At 45.8% G+C, this 19,462-nt stretch carries 18 protein-coding genes and 2 pseudogenes; 8 read left to right on the top strand and 12 right to left on the bottom strand.

All coding sequences use genetic code 11. The features are described 5' to 3' along the window. Positions 1-13: 13 nt before the first annotated feature. From prmA to FD974_RS01075, 3 genes and pseudogenes are all read left to right on the top strand, one after another. A pseudogene (prmA, locus tag FD974_RS09750) lies at positions 14-934 on the top strand (50S ribosomal protein L11 methyltransferase); the annotation flags it as partial. After that, complete coding sequence (locus FD974_RS09745) at positions 923-1,558, top strand: DUF3426 domain-containing protein (RefSeq protein WP_251374673.1); 636 nt, start codon at positions 923-925, stop codon at positions 1,556-1,558. The pseudogene prmA and the gene FD974_RS09745, both read left to right, overlap by 12 nt. 62 nt (positions 1,559-1,620) lie before the next feature. Then, positions 1,621-2,580 (top strand): carbohydrate kinase family protein, encoded by a 960-nt coding sequence (locus FD974_RS01075; RefSeq protein ID WP_215365007.1) that lies wholly within the window; start codon positions 1,621-1,623, stop codon positions 2,578-2,580. Between the two features lie 201 nt (positions 2,581-2,781). Here the strand turns inward: FD974_RS01075 and FD974_RS01070 are convergent, their stop codons facing one another. The 6 genes from FD974_RS01070 to FD974_RS01045 all read right to left on the bottom strand — a co-directional run bounded on the left by FD974_RS01070 (position 2,782) and on the right by FD974_RS01045 (position 9,560). Continuing rightward, positions 2,782-3,081 (bottom strand): histone H1-like repetitive region-containing protein, encoded by a 300-nt coding sequence (locus FD974_RS01070; protein ID WP_251374621.1) that lies wholly within the window; start codon positions 3,079-3,081, stop codon positions 2,782-2,784. Positions 3,082-3,104: 23 nt separating this feature from the next. Then, positions 3,105-3,368: a hypothetical protein gene (locus FD974_RS01065; protein ID WP_215365005.1), complete on the bottom strand. Its 264-nt coding sequence runs from the start codon at positions 3,366-3,368 to the stop codon at positions 3,105-3,107. A gap of 46 nt (positions 3,369-3,414) precedes the next feature. Continuing rightward, positions 3,415-4,599 (bottom strand): ribonucleotide-diphosphate reductase subunit beta, encoded by a 1,185-nt coding sequence (locus FD974_RS01060; protein WP_215365003.1) that lies wholly within the window; start codon positions 4,597-4,599, stop codon positions 3,415-3,417. A 48-nt stretch (positions 4,600-4,647) separates the two neighbouring features. Then, the gene (locus FD974_RS01055; protein WP_215365001.1) at positions 4,648-7,614 is read right to left on the bottom strand and encodes a ribonucleoside-diphosphate reductase subunit alpha; all 2,967 of its coding nucleotides are present in this window, start codon (positions 7,612-7,614) and stop codon (positions 4,648-4,650) included. Between the two features lie 277 nt (positions 7,615-7,891). Beyond that, positions 7,892-8,707 carry a 1,6-anhydro-N-acetylmuramyl-L-alanine amidase AmpD gene (gene ampD, locus FD974_RS01050; protein ID WP_256437836.1) on the bottom strand — a complete coding sequence of 272 codons (816 nt, stop codon included), beginning with the start codon at positions 8,705-8,707 and terminating at the stop codon, positions 7,892-7,894. 4 nt (positions 8,708-8,711) lie between these two features. Beyond that, a complete protein-coding gene (locus FD974_RS01045; RefSeq protein ID WP_215364999.1) occupies positions 8,712-9,560 on the bottom strand; it encodes an inner membrane protein YpjD in 849 nt (282 codons plus the stop codon). A 20-nt stretch (positions 9,561-9,580) separates the two neighbouring features. Between FD974_RS01045 and ffh the strand changes: the two genes are divergently transcribed. After that, the gene (gene ffh, locus FD974_RS01040; protein ID WP_215364997.1) at positions 9,581-10,963 is read left to right on the top strand and encodes a signal recognition particle protein; all 1,383 of its coding nucleotides are present in this window, start codon (positions 9,581-9,583) and stop codon (positions 10,961-10,963) included. An 18-nt stretch (positions 10,964-10,981) separates the two neighbouring features. Here ffh and FD974_RS01035 read toward each other — a convergent pair whose 3' ends face one another. Then, complete coding sequence (locus FD974_RS01035) at positions 10,982-12,724, bottom strand: proline--tRNA ligase (RefSeq protein ID WP_215364995.1); 1,743 nt, start codon at positions 12,722-12,724, stop codon at positions 10,982-10,984. Positions 12,725-12,772: 48 nt separating this feature from the next. Between FD974_RS01035 and FD974_RS01030 the strand changes: the two genes are divergently transcribed. Both FD974_RS01030 and FD974_RS01025 read left to right on the top strand, forming a co-directional pair. After that, a complete protein-coding gene (locus FD974_RS01030) occupies positions 12,773-13,369 on the top strand; it encodes an RNA pyrophosphohydrolase (RefSeq protein ID WP_215364993.1) in 597 nt (198 codons plus the stop codon). Then, positions 13,366-13,935 carry a CNP1-like family protein gene (locus tag FD974_RS01025; RefSeq protein ID WP_251374620.1) on the top strand — a complete coding sequence of 190 codons (570 nt, stop codon included), beginning with the start codon at positions 13,366-13,368 and terminating at the stop codon, positions 13,933-13,935. The genes FD974_RS01030 and FD974_RS01025 overlap by 4 nt, the downstream gene beginning before the upstream one ends. A 3-nt stretch (positions 13,936-13,938) precedes the next feature. Here FD974_RS01025 and proB read toward each other — a convergent pair. From proB to rplU, 4 genes and pseudogenes are all read right to left on the bottom strand, one after another. Then, positions 13,939-14,721 (bottom strand): annotated as a pseudogene (proB, locus tag FD974_RS01020) (glutamate 5-kinase); the annotation flags it as partial. 24 nt (positions 14,722-14,745) lie between these two features. Then, positions 14,746-15,840, bottom strand: a complete 1,095-nt coding sequence (obgE, locus tag FD974_RS01015) for an Obg family GTPase CgtA (protein WP_215364990.1) — start codon at positions 15,838-15,840, stop codon at positions 14,746-14,748. Between the two features lie 87 nt (positions 15,841-15,927). Next, positions 15,928-16,188: a 50S ribosomal protein L27 gene (rpmA, locus tag FD974_RS01010; RefSeq protein WP_062308046.1), complete on the bottom strand. Its 261-nt coding sequence runs from the start codon at positions 16,186-16,188 to the stop codon at positions 15,928-15,930. A 33-nt stretch (positions 16,189-16,221) separates the two neighbouring features. Continuing rightward, positions 16,222-16,533 (bottom strand): 50S ribosomal protein L21, encoded by a 312-nt coding sequence (gene rplU, locus FD974_RS01005; protein WP_041484800.1) that lies wholly within the window; start codon positions 16,531-16,533, stop codon positions 16,222-16,224. Positions 16,534-16,608: 75 nt separating this feature from the next. Between rplU and FD974_RS01000 the strand changes: the two genes are divergently transcribed. Then, positions 16,609-17,613 carry a polyprenyl synthetase family protein gene (locus tag FD974_RS01000; RefSeq protein WP_215364988.1) on the top strand — a complete coding sequence of 335 codons (1,005 nt, stop codon included), beginning with the start codon at positions 16,609-16,611 and terminating at the stop codon, positions 17,611-17,613. Here the strand turns inward: FD974_RS01000 and FD974_RS00995 are convergent. Further along, positions 17,610-18,545 (bottom strand): reductase, encoded by a 936-nt coding sequence (locus tag FD974_RS00995; RefSeq protein ID WP_215364986.1) that lies wholly within the window; start codon positions 18,543-18,545, stop codon positions 17,610-17,612. The two genes, FD974_RS01000 and FD974_RS00995, sit on opposite strands and share 4 nt — an antisense overlap. A gap of 58 nt (positions 18,546-18,603) precedes the next feature. On the opposite strand from FD974_RS00995, the gene FD974_RS00990 reads away from it, so the two are divergent. Then, entirely contained in the window at positions 18,604-19,371 is a 768-nt protein-coding gene (locus tag FD974_RS00990; protein WP_215364984.1) for a fumarylacetoacetate hydrolase family protein, read from the top strand. Positions 19,372-19,462: the final 91 nt, after the last annotated feature.

Genomic DNA, 19,462 nt, shown 5'->3' with positions numbered 1-19,462 from the left:
ATGCAGAGCGCTCATGTCTTATCGTGAACTGGTTTTCACGGTACCCGCTGAAATTGCAGAGCCCCTAGGTGATGCATTGCTGGAGATGGGCGCACTTTCCGTCACCGTAGAAGATGATGCCGCTGGCGGTTACGATGAAAATCCTCTTTATGGGGAGCCAGGTCTCTCGCCAGAAGTACAGGCCTGGGATCGATCTGCAGTCACTGCACTCTTTAATCCTGAAGTTGATGACTCAGATGCAGAAGATTTCATTCCAGAGTTATTGGCGAACCTCAAAGATGCTGGATTTAATCTTCCCAAACCCCAAGAGAAGATTGTTGAAGAACAAGATTGGGTTCGCCTAACCCAAAGTCAATTCGCGCCAATACAAATTGGTGAGCGCATTTGGGTGGTGCCATCATGGCACGAAGCGCCAACCGATCCTAAGGCCATTTGCTTAGCAGTGGATCCTGGTTTGGCGTTTGGCACGGGCAGTCACCCAACTACCCACCTTTGTTTGCTTTGGCTTGAGCAAAACACAGAGCTTGCGAATCAAAGCCTGCTCGATTACGGCTGCGGATCTGGGATTTTGGCTATTGCGGCAGCAAAATTAGGTTGCAATCCTGTCGTTGGAACCGATATTGATCCGCAGGCAATGGTTGCAGCAGGTAGCAATGCAGAAATCAACAATACGACCATTCGTTTTGTATTGCCTAATGAAAACGCCCCAGAACTTGCAGCAGAAACGAAATACGACATCGTGATGGCCAATATTTTGGCCAACCCTCTTCAAGTTCTTGCTCCTGCGTTGGTCAATAAGATGCGCCCAGGTGGAAAAATTGTCCTGTCAGGCGTTCTGGAGCGCCAAGCAAATGAAGTGATCGCCACTTACAGTCAATGGCTCACTCTGTCCGTTTGGAAAGAGAGTGAAGGCTGGGTCTGCTTGCACGGCACACTCGCAAGCGATGGCAATAAAACGAATTTAGTAAGTAAAAACACAGATAGCTTGGCGTCGGCTCAAAAAAAAAGTCTTAAAGTAGTTCTTCTCGGCCTTTTATTGTTATCACTCTTAGTTTTGGGTGAGCACTACTTTAGAAACTCTTTACTACCAGCACTCGCTCCTCGTATTGACGGAAGCTCTCATCCAGTTGCAGTAAAAGCATTTTCTGCTTTACAAAAGTTTGACGCCAAACTCTGTGGCTTACTAGAGTGCGTGAATCGCTCTGTAAGCGATTTCTCAGCTTGGAAAATAACTTCCGTCACACTGACACCTGAAAACGCAGGAGAAGGCCTTAAAAACCTTCCAAATCAATCGAGACTGCAAGTTGAAATACAAAATCGTCTTGCGCTCCCTGTTTTATTTCCAAATTTAGAAATTTCTCTCACTGATGCAGAAGAGTCGGAGATAAAAGTAATTGCCTTGACTCCATCCGAGTGGTTGCCAATCGCTTGGAAAGAAGTACATCCTGATTTTTTACAGCAAGGCGCCCCATCAGGCGAAATATTTGAACTTGAAATACCAATTCCACTTCCAGATGATGCTGCCGGTTATCGCGTCAGAATTTTTTACCCTCAATAACCACCCTTAGTAAGTATCAAAATCCAAACTACCTTCATTTTTTGATAAGAAAGTAATTATTTATGTCTAGCTTGATCTGCGGCTCCATCGCCTACGACACCATCATGAACTTTGAAGGCAAGTTTGCCGATCAAATTCTGCCTGAGCAGATTCATATTCTCAATGTCGCCTTCCTAGTTCCAACCATGCGTCGAGAATTTGGTGGTTGCGCTGGCAATATTGCCTATAACTTAAGCCTTCTTGGGGGAGACCCCATCATCATGGCTACAGTTGGAGGTGATGCAGCGCCTTACTTGGATCGATTAAAGCAACTTCAGATTGATGCCAGCCATATTCGCCAAATTGAGGGAGCATTTACAGCCCAGGCCATGATCACCACCGACCAAGCAAACAATCAAATTACCGCTTTTCATCCAGGTGCCATGGGTGAATCGCATCTCAACCAAGTTTCAGCAGTAGTGGCGGAGCGCAGCAAAAATTCCAAGGGCGCAGCAAAATTTGGAATCGTTGCGCCCGATGGTCGCCAAGGCATGTGGGAGCACTGCCACCAACTTGCAGAAGCTGGCATTCCATTTGTATTCGACCCAGGTCAGGGTTTACCAATGTTTAATGGTCCTGAATTATTGGAGTTGGTTGAAATAGCGAGTTATTTAGCCGTTAACGACTATGAAGGTGAGATGCTCTCCCAAAGAACTGGTCTTAGCCTCGCAAAAGTGGCCGAAAGAGTAAAGGCTTTAATTGTCACCAAAGGTGCCGAAGGCGCCGATATCTACTGTGAAGGTAAATGCATTGCCATTCCACCTGTGCCAGCAGCAAAAGTAGTTGATCCAACTGGATGCGGAGATGCATTCCGTGGCGGCCTTCTCTTTGGACTAGAAAATAGTATGGATTGGGAAACCACTGGAAGATTAGCCAGTTTGATGGGATCTATCAAAATTACCCATCAGGGACCACAAAACCACCAAATGAGCAAAGATGAAATCGCCGCTCAATTCAAGACAGCCTTTGGTTTTGCCTTCTAAATCAAAAATTTAAGCAGGGGAAATAAAAAAGGGATCTCAGAAGAGATCCCTTTGAACTTCACACGTCTAAAAGCTAAGCTTATGGGCGTGTGCCAGTTGGGAAGGGCCAGGCAGCAGCAGGATTCAACGTTGTTGAAGTAGCCACTTTCTTAGCCACGGGCTTTTTTACAGCTTTGCCCGCTTTCTTCGCAGCAGGCTTACTTACTTTTTTTTTGCAACGCGCTTCTTTGCTACTTTTTTAGCAGCAGGCTTCTTAGCAGCAGCTTTTTTAGCAGCTGGGCGCTTCTTTGCTACTTTTTTAGCAGCAGGCTTCTTAGCAGCAGCTTTTTTAGCAGCTGGGCGCTTCTTAGCAGCTACTTTTTTAGCAGCAGGCTTCTTAGCAGCAGCTTTTTTAGCAGCTGGGCGCTTCTTAGCAGCTACTTTTTTAGCAGCAGGCTTCTTAGCAGCAGCTTTTTTAGCAGCTGGTTTCTTTGCAGCAGGTTTTTTCTTGGCGATTGCCATAGTAATGCTCCTTCACGTGAGGATTAGTACAAACTACCGATTAAGAAGACCCGACCATTCATTTCCGCCTGATTTTGCAATCGATTGGAGCCGACGAGCGAGCCATTCATCGGCGCGCGGCTTGAAACTAAGTGCTGCACGCTAATGAATCTTGGAAAAAAAGCCGTGGCCCCAAAGGACAACGGCTTCTTAAATTTGCTAGAAAAAACAGAGAGAATAGCCCAGACACCCTTAAATAAGGGTTTTTGGATTTGAGTCTGGTTTTGCTGACTTTTAAAACTATCCAACCGTCTAATCTCCTATTTAGCCGGCTGTGCGCTGTTTACTAAATCATTACTCCCAACTTAGCGCACCACCGGTTTGATACTCAATAACGCGTGTCTCAAAAAAGTTTCGTTCTTTTTTTAGATCAATCATTTCTGACATCCATGGGAATGGATTCTCTTCATTTGGGAACATCGCGTCAAGTCCTATTTGCAAACATCTACGATTACAGATGTATCTTAGGTAACCTTTGAACATCGGCGCGTTCAATCCGAGCACTCCACGAGGCATCGTATCTTCTGCATAACGGTACTCTAATTCCACTGCTTTTTCGAAGATTGATTTGATCTCATCTTTGAACGCAGAAGTCCATAACTGCGGGTTCTCCAGCTTGATTTGATTAATTAAATCGATGCCAAAATTACAGTGCATTGACTCATCACGCAAGATGTATTGATACTGCTCAGCAGCACCCGTCATTTTGTTTTGACGACCCATTGCAAGTATTTGCGTAAAACCAACATAAAAGAACAAACCTTCCATCACGCAAGCAAAAACAATGAGTGAGCGAAGTAATTTTTGATCGTTTTCTAATGTGCCAGTTTTGAAATTTGGATCCGTCAAGACATCAATGAAGGGAATTAAAAACTGATCTTTGGCGCGAATAGACTCAATTTCGTTGTACGCATTGAAGATTTCGCTCTGGTCTAAGCCCAAAGATTCCACAATATATTGGTATGCGTGCGTATGAATTGCCTCTTCAAAAGCCTGACGAAGCAAATACTGACGACATTCAGGCGCAGTAATGTGACGATAGGTGCCCAAAACAATATTATTCGCAGCTAAAGAGTCCGCAGTTGTGAAGAAACCAAGATTGCGCTTGATAATGCGACGCTCATCCTCAGTTAAACCATTTGGATCTTTCCAAAGCGCAATATCGCGATTCATATTGATCTCTTGTGGCATCCAATGATTTGCGCAACCTGCTAAATATTTCTCCCAGGCCCACTTATATTTAAAGGGAACCAGCTGATTAACGTCAGTCTTGGCATTAATCACACGCTTATCGGCGGCATTAACGCGCATTGCGGCCCCACCCGATGCAGTTGCATTCGAAGTTGCTGCAGGTGCAGCAACTTGAGGTGCAATTGCAACCTGATCTGGTTGTGGGCGCTGCGGTTCTGCTACGACTGGTTGCTGAGCTAATCCCGCTTTTGCTAGTGCAGGAGCAACTTCTTCTTCCCAATTCAACATAATTCTCTCCTAAATTCTTTTCTTTTTATTAGTCAGCAAGCAAATGGCTTACTGACATGCTTCACATTCTTCAAAACCAGCATCGCCTGGACGCATGGTGCAAACTGGACCATCTGCTTGCTGTGCAGCTGCAGCATCGGTTCCATTAACACCACCACCGCTAGAAACTGAATTGAGCTGGCCACTCGTAACTGTCGACTTCTCAACGTGAGTTGCAGCCATCGTGCGCAGGTAATAGGTTGTCTTCAAGCCACGTAACCAAGCCAACTTGTAAGTGTCATCTAATTTTTTACCAGATGCGCCAGCCATGTAAATATTGAGTGACTGAGCTTGATCAATCCATTTTTGACGACGTGAAGCAGCCTCCACCAACCAGGTTGGCTCAACTTCAAAGGCGGTTGCATACAGATCACGCAAATCTTGCGGAACGCGGTCAATCTTGGACAGGGTGCCGTCAAAGTACTTCAAGTCAGCAATCATGACCTCATCCCACAGGCCGCGATCTTTCAAATCACGCACCAAGTACTCATTTACTACGGTGAATTCGCCTGAAAGGTTGGATTTCACGAATAAGTTCTGGAATGTAGGCTCGATACAAGCTGAAACACCAATGATGTTAGAAATTGTGGCTGTTGGAGCAATTGCCACACAGTTCGAATTACGCATACCAAATTGCTTGATACGGGCACGCAAACTGTCCCAATTCATTGTAGAAGAGCCATCTACCTCAACATAGCCACCGCGCTCCTGCGCCAATAAAGCTACTGAGTCCTGTGGAAGAATGCCACGATCCCACAATGAACCTTTATAGGTGCTGTACACCCCACGCTCTTCAGCCAACTCATTAGATGCTTGGTAAGCGTAGTAACAAACCGCTTCCATAGAAGAGTCAGCAAACTTTACCGCCTCATCACTAGCGTACGGAATGCGTTGCATATGCAAGCAATCCTGGAAGCCCATGATGCCCATTCCCACTGGACGATGCTTTAAGTTAGAGTTACGTGCTTTAGCAACAGCGTAGTAGTTGATATCAATTACGTTGTCCAACATGCGCATTGCAGTGCGAATTGTTTTCTGCAGCTTCTCGTGATCCAAAATCATCTTGCCAGACGCGTCGGTAGTCATGTGCGCTGTCAGGTTCACAGAACCTAAGTTGCATACCGCGATTTCGCTCTCATTTGTGTTCAAAGTAATTTCAGTACACAGATTAGAAGAGTGGACTACACCGATGTGTTGTTGTGGGCTGCGAATGTTGCAAGGGTCTTTAAATGTGATCCAAGGGTGACCGGTTTCAAACAACATGCCTAACATCTTGCGCCACAACTGTTGCGCAGGAATGCGGCGGAATGGTTTCAATTCACCAGCATCTGCTTTTTTCTCATAAGCAACATAAGCTTCTTCAAACGCTTTGCCGAATTTGTCATGCAAGTCAGGTGTGTTTGAAGGTGAGAACAATGTCCAATCGCCACCCTCCATCACACGCTTCATAAATAAGTCAGGAATCCAGTTAGAAGTATTCATATCATGCGTACGGCGACGATCATCACCAGTGTTTTTACGCAACTCCAAGAATTCTTCGATATCTAAGTGCCATGTTTCTAGGTAAGCACAAACTGCACCCTTACGCTTACCGCCTTGGTTAACAGCAACCGCAGTATCGTTCACCACTTTTAAGAATGGCACAACACCCTGCGACTTACCATTAGTGCCTTTGATATGACTACCCAATGCGCGAACATTAGTCCAGTCATTGCCCAGGCCACCAGCAAACTTAGACAAGAGTGCGTTCTCTTTTAATGCTTCGTAGATGCCATCCAAATCATCATCTACTGTGGTTAGATAGCAGCTTGATAACTGTGGGCGTGTTGTTGCTGAGTTAAACAGTGTTGGTGTGCTGGACATGAAATCGAATGTAGAGAGGATTTCATAGAACTCGATCGCACGACGCTCACGATCCAACTCATTCAATGCCAAGCCCATTGCAACGCGCATGAAGAAAGCTTGTGGCATTTCAATGCGACGATCTTCAATATGCAAGAAGTAACGGTCATACAAGGTTTGTAAACCGAGGTAGTTGAACTGTAAGTCGCGGCTAGCATTCAAAGCGGCAGCCAAGCGTGGGAGATCAAACTCACGCATACGCGGATCTAACAACTCAGCCGAAATGCCTTCGTTAATGTACTTAGCGAAATAGGTGCTGTATTCAGCCTGCATATCACCCTGCAATACTTCTTTACCTAAAATTTCTTTACGAATCACATGCATCAAGATGCGGGCAGTTACTTGACTATAGGCTGGATCTTTTTCAATCAAGGTGCGCGATGCCAATATTGCTGAGTCATACACTTGGGCCATGGGCACGCCATCATACAAATTCTTGATGGTTTCAGTAATGATTGGACTTGCATCAATGTTATTACCCAATCCTTCGCAAGCTGCCTCAATCACAGTACGCAAAGCAGCCATATCCAACCACTTCTCTACGCCATTGTCAGTAACCTTGAGACCAGACTCACCAGACTGAGTAGCCGCTTGGGTTTCTTGTGCGATACCTTGCTGAGTCGCACGCTCTTGATTGCGCTTCTCGCGATAAAGAACATATGCACGGGCAACATTGTGCTCACCACTGCGCATCAAAGCCAATTCAACCTGATCTTGAATATCTTCAATATGGAAGGTGCCGCCATTTGGGCGACTACGCAACAAAGCGCGAACTACTGCATGGGTCAATTGTTCTACTTGCTCACGCACGCGTGCAGAAGCTGCGCCTTGCCCGCCATTGACTGCCAAAAATGCCTTTGTAACCGCGATCGCAATTTTGGATGGCTCAAATGCTACCACCGAACCATTACGGCGAATAATTTTGTAATCAGATAATTGGGTGGCCTGTCCACCACCAACCCCACCCGCAACAAAGCCAGCCGAAGGGACTTGGTTCATCGACTCAGAGGAGTTCATTCCTGGATTATTTGTGCCTGCAGTCTGTCCTGCTGTCTGTGGATTGGCGTATGTCATATTTTTCCTGCTTTTTTATATAGTTATTTGGACAAAAAAATCGTTAAAAAACAATAAGGTATTGCTGTATTCAAACACTACATCTAGTGTCTCGAAGTGCATTTGATACTAAGTATAGGGAAATATTTAGAAATTAGTAAGGTATTTCTGATGAATATTTCTCAGTATTTTTCCCTATCTTTTCAAGAAATTAGGGCTCATTTTGGTGCGTAATTTTCGACCCTTTTTAGGTAAAGGGTAAGGAAGTAAGCGTGTGCTCACATACTAGTTTTTGACTCTATCGAGACCTTAATCCAAAAGGGAATTTCTCTGAAGAAATACTCGCCCTACTCTGAAATTTTTCCCAATTAAATTGCGCGCCTGGGTCTGTTTTTCTATTTGGAGCGATATCGCTGTGTCCTGCAAATAAGAGATTGGGGTAAGCATCTTGAATCTGAGCCGTTAGCCCTGCCAATGCTTGGTATTGGATTTCCTCAAAAGGGTGCTCGCCATCCCCCTCCAACTCAACCCCGATGGAGAAATCATTGCACTTTTCACGCCCCAAAAAGGAGGACAGGCCAGCATGCCAGGCCTTATTTTGGATAGAAACGAACTGAAACACTTCCCCGCTGCGAGAAATTAAAAAGTGACTTGAAACCTTTTGATCGGCAATTTCTTCAAAATACGGATGCAGTGAAGAATCCAATCTATTTTGAAAGAAATCCACAATGAAACTGGTGGAATTACGATCTGCAAAGCCACCCGGGGGCAAGCTAATGTGATGAATGACCATTAAATCGGGCGCCATACCCTCTGGCCTTGCATCCTGATTGGGCGAAGGTCGCCAATGCGCAGCGCCAAGCCAACCTTTTTCATCTAGGGCATTGAGATGCTTTTGCGAACAATAGAACCGATCTTCTTTTGCAATAGCCTCAGGCTTTGGCAAATGCACTGAGCAATATTGACACTGCACCATCACCACTGGGTCAGCAATCTTTGGCTGCTTTGCTTTTGACCGAGATGCTTTCTCGGCATTGAACTTTGCCTGCTTTTTTCCCTTTACCCAAAGATAAAAAACGGCTGCTCCAAGAAATAATAAAAACCACTTAATCACAATGTCAGGCTCTTTGAAGGATTACTTCTAAAACAAAACGGCTACCAACATATGCCAGCAACAAGGCTGTATAGGCACTAAGGACCCAACGGACAGCTGCCCGCCCCCGCAGACCTACACGCCAGCGAGCAACTAGCAAGCCAGCAAACAAAAACCAAGAAATCAATGCAAAGATAGTCTTATGATCAAAAACTAAGGGCTTACCAAACAAAGTTTGGGAAAACAGTAGGCCAGAAAACACTGTCAAACTCAGTAACGTAAAACCAACATAGAGAAGATTAAATAGCAGACTCTCCATGGTCATTAGCGGCGGCAAATCTTCTAGCCAATGCCCTATTCGACTATTGGGAGTCATGGCTAACTGGCGGTGCAGAGCTCGATCTTGGACGCTCATCAAGATGGCATGCATAGCAGCCAAACTCAATAAACCTACCGCGATAGTCGCCACAATAAAATGCCCCTTAAACCAAGGGTCAGACACTGCGGTTGGGGAAATGAGGGTGCCCGAAAATATCATGGGTAGCACAGAGCAAACCAGGGCAAAACACAAGACTAACCAACGCAGACTAGCGATTGGGAGGAACCAAGATTGAAACCAATAAAACGCTAAACCTACCCAGGCAATTAGAGACAGGTCTTGGGCAAAGCCAAAAACAAAGCCTTGTGACGTAAAAACGGAGTCATGGAGTGCAACTCCATGAATCACTAAGATTACAAAAATAGCTGCCTGAATCAAAGCTGTAAAGGTGGCAGATTCTATTTTTTGCTTTGATCTTAGACTCAAAAAGACCAAAAGCAGCAAATAAAGAGCGGATGGAAGCCATCCAGAAGCAGAGTAACCTAAAATATCCATCTGGAAAGTCTAATCGATAAATGCTAGAGAATCTCACCGACCGCCTATCGCGTGTTGTTAAAACAATGCGGGGGCAGGCTCGCCTCACCGAAAGCAATACCGCAGAAATGCTGCGAGAGATCCGCCTAGCCTTGCTGGAGGCTGACGTTGCGCTGCCAGTGGTGAAGTCCTTGCTCGAGCAAATTAAATTTAAAGCCCTTGGCGAGGAAGTGGTTGGTAGCTTAAGCCCTGGTCAAGCATTGGTTGGTGTTGTACAGCGCGAATTAACTAATGTGATGCGCGGTGACACCACTCAAAGTGGAGAGTTGAACTTAGCAACCCAACCACCAGCAGTGATTTTGATGGCAGGCTTGCAGGGTGCCGGTAAAACTACCTCAGTAGGTAAATTAGCCAAGTTCCTTCAAGAAAAGAAGAAAAAGAAGGTTCTCACAGTTTCTTGTGACGTCTATCGCCCCGCAGCGATTGAACAGTTAGAAACCGTTAGCAAACAAGTTGGCGCAGAATTTTTTCCTAGCAATGTCAATCAAAAACCGAGCGAGATTGCTGCAGCAGCCTTAGATTGGGCTCGCCGTCACTATTTTGATGTCCTATTAGTAGATACAGCAGGACGCCTAGGCATCGATGAAGCACTGATGCAAGAAATTCAAACACTGCACACGAATCTCAATCCGATTGAGACTTTATTTGTTGTTGATGCCATGCTGGGTCAAGATGCCGTCAATACCGCCAAGGCTTTCCATGAAGCACTCCCCTTAACAGGCGTCATTTTGACCAAGTTAGATGGTGATTCACGAGGGGGTGCCGCACTCTCTGTGCGCAAAATCACGGGTGTACCACTCAAATTTATCGGTGTAGCCGAAAAAATGGATGGCTTAGAAGCGTTTGATGCAGAACGCATGGCTAGTCGAATTTTGGGAATGGGAGACATTCTTGCACTGGTTGAACAGGCACAACAAAATGTCGACGTAGCCAAAGCAGAAAAATTAGCGACAAAGATTTCTAAGGGCGGTTTTGATCTAGGTGACTTTAGAGATCAACTAGCACAAATGCAGCAGATGGGCGGCATGGCTAGCTTCATGGATAAACTCCCGAGCCACATGGCACAAGCAGCATCTAAAACCAATTTAAGCGCTGCCGATAAACAAACGAAACGCATGCGCGGCATTATTGATAGCATGACTCCGCAAGAGCGTGCTAAACCTGAGTTATTAAAGGCGACCCGCAAGCGCCGCATTGCTGCCGGTGCAGGTGTAGAAGTGCAAGAAGTCAATCGCTTACTAGCACAGTTCGATCAAATGCAGACCATGATGAAACAGTTCAAGGGTGGGAAGATGGCACGCGCTATGGCCTCCATGGCTGCCAAAGGAGCCGCCAAAGGACTTGGCGGACTCTTTAAAAAGTAATAGTTAGAAAATCTGAGCTTAAGAAATTAATTTTTTTGCTGCATCTATTGCAGTAATCACTTTTTCTTTAATTTGAGTAAGCGGAATATTTTCAGAGTCGGTGTCTAGGCGACCTTTGAACTCCACCTGAGAATCCGCTAAACCACGATCCCCAATGACTACTCGGAATGGCACTCCGATCAGTTCCCAATCTGCAAACATGGCTCCAGGTCTTTCACCACGATCATCGAGCACCACATCTACACCGGCAGCAATGAGCTCATCATGCAATTGATCAGCGGCGACTTTAACCGCCTCTGATTTGTCATAGCCCATTGGGCAAATGACTACTTCGAATGGCGCCATTGAAACAGGCCAAATAATTCCGCGTTCATCATTACCCTGCTCGATTGCAGCACCTAGCAAACGCGTAACACCAATGCCATAACAACCCATTACCATCGGCTGTGCCTTACCTTGCTGATCCAAGTAAGTACAACCCATCGCTTCTGAATAGCGTGTGCCCAATTGGAAAACATGTCCTACTTCAATGCCACGGCAAATATCTACCACCCCTTTGCCATCAGGCGAGGCATCGCCAATCACCGCATTACGTAAATCCATTACTAATGGCTCTGGCAAATCACGCCCCCAGTTCACACCGGTTAAGTGATGACCGACGTCATTAGCGCCACATATAAAGTCAGACATATTGGCAACCGTATGATCAGCAATTACAGTGACATCAGCACTCACACCAACAGGACCTAAGTAACCTGCTGGAGCATTACAGGCTTGCTTGATTTCAGCTTCACTTGCAAAGCGTGACTCCGCCATGCCAGGAATCTTGCTTGCCTTAATTTCATTGAGATCATGATCACCACGAACTAACACCATAAATAATTTAGCTGGGCCCTCTTCCTGATCAGCAGCAAACAGCAAGGATTTCACGGTTTGCTCAAGCGGTAAGTTTAGAAACTTTGCCACGTCAGCACAGTTTGTTTGATCTGGTGTTGCAACCTTTGTCATTGCTTGAGTTGCAGCACCGCGTACCGCAATTAATGAGACTGACTCAGCAGCCTCAAGATTAGCCGCGTAATCAGAATTTGGGCAATATACGATGGCGTCTTCACCGGTATCAGCAATCACATGGAACTCTTGACTGCCTGAGCCACCAATAGCGCCGTTATCAGCTGTTACCGCTCGGAATTTCAAACCCATACGCTTAAAGATGCGGGTATAGGCATCAAACATTGTTTGATAAGATTTTTTCAAACCCTCTGTATCACGATCGAATGAATAAGCATCTTTCATGCTGAATTCACGACCACGCATAATCCCAAAACGTGGACGACGCTCATCACGGAATTTCGTTTGAATTTGATAAAAATTTACTGGTAGTTGCTTATAACTACGGATTTCATTCCGCGCTAAATCAGTAATCACTTCTTCTGAGGTTGGCTGAATTAAAAAATCACGATCGTGGCGATCTTTAATACGGAGTAATTCAGGGCCCATCTTCTCCCAGCGGCCAGTTTCTTGCCATAACTCTGCCGGCTGAATCATTGGCATGAGTAATTCAATCGCTCCCGCACGATTCATTTCTTCACGAATAATGTTTTCAACCTTGCGGATCACCTTTAAACCCAAAGGCAGATAGTTATAAATACCTGCGTTGAGCTTACGAATTAAACCGGCGCGCACCATCAATTTGTGCGAAACCACCTCAGCGTCAGAGGGGGCTTCTTTTAGCGTGGCGAGAAATGACTGTGAGGCTTTCATGTATGGATATAATCAAATCATTGATTTTAAAGGATTTGAGGCACGATCATGCTTGACCGTGAAGGGTATCGCCCCAATGTCGGCATAGTCCTCCTCAATAGCCGCAACGAGGTTTTCTGGGGAAAACGCGTTGGGCAGCATTCGTGGCAGTTCCCGCAGGGCGGAATTCAGCATGGCGAAAGCCCTGAAGAGGCTATGTACCGCGAATTGCATGAGGAAGTGGGCTTGCTGCCAGAACATGTCCAAATTATTGGGCGCACTAGGGACTGGCTTCGTTATGACGTCCCTGAGGAATTCTTGCGCCGTCAACATGCCACCAAAGGCCATAGAGCAAACTATCGTGGTCAAAAGCAAATCTGGTTTTTATTGCGCTTAGTGGGCCTAGATAGTGATATTCAGCTGCGCGCCTCAGAACATCCTGAGTTTGATGCCTGGCGTTGGATTCCGTTCTGGATCCAGCTCGATGCAGTAATTGACTTTAAGCGCGAGGTCTATCAATTAGCCCTTTCTGAGCTAGCCCGCTATCTTTCTCGTGGCATGCGCATGCAGCAGCTTGCTTGGGGATCCCCTCTGGATCTCTTACAGTCTCTTTATGCCAGTGAAGAGAATCAACAAAATGCATCAAAACCAACTGATAAGTCATGATCACACCATTTAATATTCGCGCTCAACAATGCCTTATTGGCTTGATGGTTGGCCTCACATTAGTAGCTTGCGCCGGAGATCCATTAGAAAGCGGCTTAGACCCATTTGCCCCGATGGTTTTCAAAGAAGGGGTTACGACAATGCCCTTAAATCCTCCAAATAAGAGCACTATTCAACCCTTTTATGTTTCTCAGGCAACTATCTTTAAATTCGCTATTGATACCGATTCGATTTTGATTGGTAATGATGGTGTTACTAGATATACCGTCATTCTGACTAGCCCCAATGGCAATAGTCAGGTCCAATATGAAGGTATTCGCTGCGACTCATTTCAGTGGCGCCTATATGGCACATTTGAAAATGGCTCTTGGAGAGAAAATCCCTTATCTAGTTGGGGAAATATTAAGGACAATACGCCTAATCGCTATCAAGCTGCATTAGCCCAGGGCGCTCTTTGTAACTTCACTTCCCAAGAAAAAGATATTAAAACCATCTTGCAATCACTCAATCCCAATGGTTTTACTGGACAAACCAAACCAACCAACTCATTTGGGGAAATGAACTAATTGGCTTTTAGGAGCTAAGTAGGTTCCAATTTTTTCGCCAGCCATTAAGCGTGTAAGTACACTCGCCTCGCGACCAGAGGCAATGACAGTAGAGGCGCCTGTTTGTGCAGCAATCTTGGCAGCCAAAACTTTAGTGAGCATGCCGCCCTTACTTAGTTCGCTCGCAGCACCACCAGCCATTTTCTCTAAAGTAGGATCACCAGCAATGGCATCACTCAATAAGACTGCCGATGCATCTTGACGAGGATCAGCAGTAAATAATCCACCCTGATCAGTCAAAATCACCAACAAGTCTGCATGAATTAGATTACTCACCAATGCAGCCAAGCTATCGTTATCACCAAATTTAATTTCATCGGTAACTACGGTATCGTTCTCATTAATGATGGGCACTACACCTAGCTTTAAAAGAGTATCTAAGGTTGCCTTGGCATTGGCATTACGCTCTGCATGCGCCAAGTCAGCATTCGTTAATAAAACCTGAGCACTGCGTAGATTAAACCGCGCAAAACAACTTTCATATACTTGCACGAGACCCATTTGACCAACTGCAGCGGCAGCCTGTAGTTCATGAATTTCTTGTGGGCGCTTTTTCCAACCTAGACGCTGCATACCTTCTGCAATAGCACCCGAGCTGACCATCAACACTTCATGACCTGCACTTAATAAGGCAGCCATTTGCTCTGCCCACATGGCAATCGCAGCATGATCTAAGCCCTCACCATTATTGGTGACCAGGCTAGATCCTACTTTAACAACAATTCGTTTTACTTTTTGCGCAGTCATATCAGTTGAGCATATCAAATGAGATTAATCTGGAGCTTTATCTTCTGGCGCTAGTGACTCTTGATAGCGAGGATCGGCAGCCCGCTCATCCGCATCATCACGGTCTTTACGGACAGAATCTAAGTAATCCTGCAAGGAGTAACAAAGCTTATCGCATCCTAAGCCTGTCAATGCAGAGATCTCAAACACTGGGCCCTTCCACTTAAACTTTTTAACAAAGTCGGCCACTACTTTTTTACGGTCTTCTTCTGGAATCATATCGACCTTATTGAGAACCAACCAACGTGGTTTTTCAACTAAAGCCTCATCGTACTTGCGGAGCTCATTCACGATCGCATTTGCATCAGCCACTGGATCGACATTCTCATCAAAAGGGGCAATGTCAACCAGATGAAGTAGCACACCAGTACGTTGTAGATGACGTAAGAAACGATGTCCTAAGCCGGCACCTTCTGCAGCACCCTCAATCAAACCCGGAATATCAGCAATCACAAAGCTGCGCTCACTACCAACCCGCACAACACCTAAATTAGGGTGCAAGGTTGTGAAGGGATAATCAGCAATCTTTGGGCGGGCATTAGAAACCGCAGTAATCAAAGTCGATTTACCAGCATTGGGCATTCCCAACAAACCCACATCAGCTAGAACCTTGAGCTCTAACTTTAATTTACGACGCTCACCCGGCTTGCCGTTAGTCTTCTGACGTGGGGCACGATTGGTACTACTCTTAAAGTGAATATTTCCCCAGCCGCCAACACCGCCCTGCGCCAAACAAAGACGCTCGCCATGGGTGGTTAAGTCAGCAATAGGTTCACCCGTTTCGTAATCAGAAATGATGGTGCCTACTGGCATACGCAATTCAATATCATCGCCTGCACGACCATAACAGTCAGCACCACGACCTGGCTCACCATTTTTGGCAGTGTGTGTTTTTGCGTAACGGTAGTCAATTAATGTATTGATGTTGCGATCAGCAGTTGCCCAAACGCTTCCACCTTTTCCGCCGTCACCACCATCAGGGCCGCCAAATTCAATAAACTTTTCGCGGCGCATAGAGGCACTCCCGGCGCCACCTTGGCCAGCTATGACTTCAATACGAGCTTCGTCTATAAATTTCATGAATAAAAAAGGCCTCGCTTAGCGAGGCCTGTTCCTAAGAGTTAAATTCGGAATTAATCTGAATCAAACGTGTCTCAGTCAGGCGCCTTATGAACGCGGGAGAACTGAAACCTGGGCCTTCTTCAAAGCACCCTTCACGCCAAATTCCACTTGTCCATCTACTAAAGCGAACAATGTGTGATCTTTACCAATACCAACGTTTGCACCTGGATGAACTCGTGTGCCACGTTGACGAATGATGATGCTGCCAGCATTAATTTGCTCGCCGCCAAATACCTTAACGCCTAGACGCTTCGATTCTGAGTCGCGGCCATTTCGTGTCGAGCCGCCGCCTTTTTTCTGTGCCATATCTTTCTCCTGCTATTTAGCCGTTAGCCTAAATTAGGCTTTAATAGTGTTAATCAGAATTTCTGTGTAATTCTGACGATGGCCTTGGTGCTTTTGATAATGCTTGCGACGGCGCATCTTAAAGATTGTCACTTTATCGTGACGTCCCTGGGAGACGACAGTGGCCATCACAGCTGCACCATTAACCAATGGATCACCCAACTTGAGTGAAGCGCCTTCGCCTACGGCGAGGACTTGGTCAAGAGTGATTTCGCTGCCGATTTCCGCTGGTATCTGTTCTATTTTCAATTTTTCGCCTGCAGCAACTTTATACTGTTTGCCACCGGTTTTTATGACCGCGTACATGGTTTGAAACCTCAATTAATATCTACAATGAAGCTTATCCACCCTGGATGAGCTAAGCCGATTATTATATCTTGCATGACGAGCACTGTCAAAACGAATGAATTAAGCCAAATTCTGGCCCCAATTTCCTTAGATTTCAAGGCTTTAGATGAGCTTATCCGTCTTCGCTTGGCCTCAAAAGTAGCCCTTATCGACCAGATTTCGTCCTACATTATTCAGGCAGGTGGAAAAAGGGTCCGCCCAGCGCTACTGCTATTAGTGAGCAAATCCTTGGCAAATGGCCAAGAAACGCCACATGCCCTCGAGCTGGCAGCTGTAGTGGAATTTATCCACACCGCCACCCTGCTTCATGATGATGTGGTGGATGAATCCACCCTCAGGCGGGGTCGGGAAACAGCCAATGCAGCTTTTGGCAATGCGGCGAGTGTTTTAGTGGGAGATTTTCTTTACTCAAGGGCTTTTCAGATGATGGTCAAGCCAAATGACCTGCGCGTGATGGAAATTCTCTCAGATGCCACCAATACGATTGCCGAGGGTGAGGTTTTACAACTTCTCAACATGAATGACCCCGAGGTGGACGAACAAAGCTACCTTCAAGTCATTCGCTATAAAACTGCCAAATTATTTGAAGCGTCAACTGAGTTAGGGGCTATTCTGGCAAAAGCCAATGTTGAACGCCAACAAGAAGCAGCTGCTTTTGGTCGTCACATTGGCACCGCATTTCAATTAATGGATGATCTATTGGATTACACCGCCGAAGCTTCTCAAATGGGTAAAAATGCTGGGGATGACTTGCGAGAAGGTAAGCCTACGCTGCCATTGATTTACCTTCTTGAAAATGGCAGCAAAGAAGAGCAACTCTTAGTGCGCGCTGCGATTGAACAAAATCAAGATTTACCAGATGATGTTTTTGCACAAATTCTCCATGGGGTGCAAAACTCAGGTGCTCTGGACTATACCCAAGCCGCAGCCAAACGAGAAGTAGATCTGGCGATTGAGTGCCTCCAAAACTTTCCGCAAAATGAAGCTACTGATGCACTTCATGCCCTCTGTAGATACTCCTTATCGAGACAAACTTAAGCTCCGACGCTTTTCATCCGTAGCTCACGTGCAGTAATACGCGCAGCCTCCGCCTCTTCTCGCAAGCGGGTAATTTCTTCTACAGATAATCTTTCAAGATTGGAATAGTCCAATTTCCAACTGGGATCTTCCGCCCACATCAAGGGTGACTGAACTGTAGTGCGGGGTGCAGGAGCGCTTTCTAAAACACGCAATGCCAGTTCAAAGTTCTGATCCTGCGATTGAGGGTTATTTGGCAAAGCAGCAGCATTGCCTAAAGGAAAGTCGCTAAATAAAAACCGGGGTACCCCACAGTACTCAACAATATCCTTTGCCGCGCCCATGATGACAGTTGATATGCCCTCCCCTTCTAAATAACGTGCCAACAAGCTTTGGCTTTGATGGCAAATTGGGCAATTTGGAATGAGGACGGCAACATCAACATTATCTGCGCGCATCTTGCTCAAAATGAGAGGTGCATCAATTTCAAGGGTATGCCTTTGGCTACGATTCGTTGGTAAGCCATAGAAGTTTTTCGATAGGGATTGAATACGCCCTGTTGCTGAAGCGCGTTTTGCGGCCTCCAATGGAAACCAGCAGTTGCCATCCTCCATATTGGCGTTTTTTCGATCAACTCCTACATGAGCAATACGTAAATCGGCCTGCTCTTGAATTGACTGGACATAGGGCTCATAAAACTTAGCGGCTGCGTTGTAGGGCGAACCAGGGCCCTGAGCGCCCTTACTAGGATCAAACGGAACTGCAGTAGTCACCAAACCCAAGACCGATTGATTCAAAGGCTTCTTTAAGGGGGCAAACGGAACCTCAAGGTAATGAGCCCAAACATAGGGGTTTTCATATCCCAGGCCAAGATAATAGTTACGAGTACGCTCAATATATCGAATCGGCTGATCCAATTCTGGGGCAAATATCAGCTCGGAGCTCTTATTCATCGATGCATCCCTGTAAGATATTGTTTATCAAATATTAACTTCTTTAGGAGAATTCATTATGGCTCAATGGCTCAGATTTCAACATCAAGGCAAAACGGGTTTAGGACAAGTGCAGGGTGATCAAGTAGCCGTTTTCACGGGTGACCTATTTAATAATCCTCAGGCCACCGGCGAAACACTCAAACTATCTGATGTCACTATTGATATCCCCTGCATTCCATCCAAGATGGTTGCCATGGTCGATAACTTTCATGCCCTCGTTACTAAACTAGAGCATGCAGTGCCGGCTGAGCCCCTCTACTTTCTCAAGGGAAACAATTCCTTTCTTGCTGCCAATCAAGTGATTCGCACCCCCAAGTCCTATTCTGGGAAGGTGGTTTATGAAGGTGAACTGGGTATCGTTATTGGCAAACCATGTCACGAAGCTAGCGAAGCAGAGGCAGCTAAAGCCATTTTTGGCTATACCTGCATTAATGATGTAACAGCTATTGAGATTCTCAACCGCGATCCAGGTTATGCGCAATGGACTCGCTCCAAGAGCTTTAATACTTTTGGTGTATTTGGTCCTTACATCACTACTGACGTTGATCCTAGCAAGCTGACTATTAAAACAATCCTCAATGATCAAGAGCGTCAGAACTATCCTGTAGCGGATATGGTATTTCCACCAGCAAAATTAGTCAGCCTCATTTCTCAGGATGTGCCACTACAAGCAGGTGACATCATTGCTTGCGGAACCTCTGTAGGCGTTGGCTCCATGAAACCGGGCAGCAACGTCAGCATCATCATTGATGGTGTTGGTCGCTTGGATAATCGCTTCGAGTAAATTCAGAGCAATTTCCTAAAAACAAAAACCCTCACCATGTTTCGTGGTGAGGGTTTTTTATTGCTGATGCTTCTAAAAAGAAAAGTGTTAG

The sequence above is a fragment of the Polynucleobacter sp. es-EL-1 genome, assembly GCF_018687975.1.
Classification (GTDB): domain Bacteria; phylum Pseudomonadota; class Gammaproteobacteria; order Burkholderiales; family Burkholderiaceae; genus Polynucleobacter.
Note: the sequence above shows the minus strand (reverse complement) of the source record. Positions and strands in the feature narration are given on the sequence as shown.

What these genes read in the sequence shown, in the direction of transcription:
- FD974_RS01075 (WP_215365007.1), top strand. Translation starts at nt 1,621, where the DNA reads ATGTCTAGCTTGATCTGCGGCTCCATCGCCTACGACACCATCATGAAC.
- FD974_RS01070 (WP_251374621.1), bottom strand. Translation starts at nt 3,081, where the DNA reads ATGGCAATCGCCAAGAAAAAACCTGCTGCAAAGAAACCAGCTGCTAAA.
- FD974_RS01060 (WP_215365003.1), bottom strand. Translation starts at nt 4,599, where the DNA reads ATGTTGAATTGGGAAGAAGAAGTTGCTCCTGCACTAGCAAAAGCGGGA.
- FD974_RS01055 (WP_215365001.1), bottom strand. Translation starts at nt 7,614, where the DNA reads ATGACATACGCCAATCCACAGACAGCAGGACAGACTGCAGGCACAAAT.
- FD974_RS01045 (WP_215364999.1), bottom strand. Translation starts at nt 9,560, where the DNA reads ATGGATATTTTAGGTTACTCTGCTTCTGGATGGCTTCCATCCGCTCTT.
- ffh (WP_215364997.1), top strand. Translation starts at nt 9,581, where the DNA reads ATGCTAGAGAATCTCACCGACCGCCTATCGCGTGTTGTTAAAACAATG.
- FD974_RS01035 (WP_215364995.1), bottom strand. Translation starts at nt 12,724, where the DNA reads ATGAAAGCCTCACAGTCATTTCTCGCCACGCTAAAAGAAGCCCCCTCT.
- FD974_RS01030 (WP_215364993.1), top strand. Translation starts at nt 12,773, where the DNA reads ATGCTTGACCGTGAAGGGTATCGCCCCAATGTCGGCATAGTCCTCCTC.
- FD974_RS01025 (WP_251374620.1), top strand. Translation starts at nt 13,366, where the DNA reads ATGATCACACCATTTAATATTCGCGCTCAACAATGCCTTATTGGCTTG.
- obgE (WP_215364990.1), bottom strand. Translation starts at nt 15,840, where the DNA reads ATGAAATTTATAGACGAAGCTCGTATTGAAGTCATAGCTGGCCAAGGT.
- rpmA (WP_062308046.1), bottom strand. Translation starts at nt 16,188, where the DNA reads ATGGCACAGAAAAAAGGCGGCGGCTCGACACGAAATGGCCGCGACTCA.
- rplU (WP_041484800.1), bottom strand. Translation starts at nt 16,533, where the DNA reads ATGTACGCGGTCATAAAAACCGGTGGCAAACAGTATAAAGTTGCTGCA.
- FD974_RS01000 (WP_215364988.1), top strand. Translation starts at nt 16,609, where the DNA reads ATGACGAGCACTGTCAAAACGAATGAATTAAGCCAAATTCTGGCCCCA.
- FD974_RS00995 (WP_215364986.1), bottom strand. Translation starts at nt 18,545, where the DNA reads ATGAATAAGAGCTCCGAGCTGATATTTGCCCCAGAATTGGATCAGCCG.
- FD974_RS00990 (WP_215364984.1), top strand. Translation starts at nt 18,604, where the DNA reads ATGGCTCAATGGCTCAGATTTCAACATCAAGGCAAAACGGGTTTAGGA.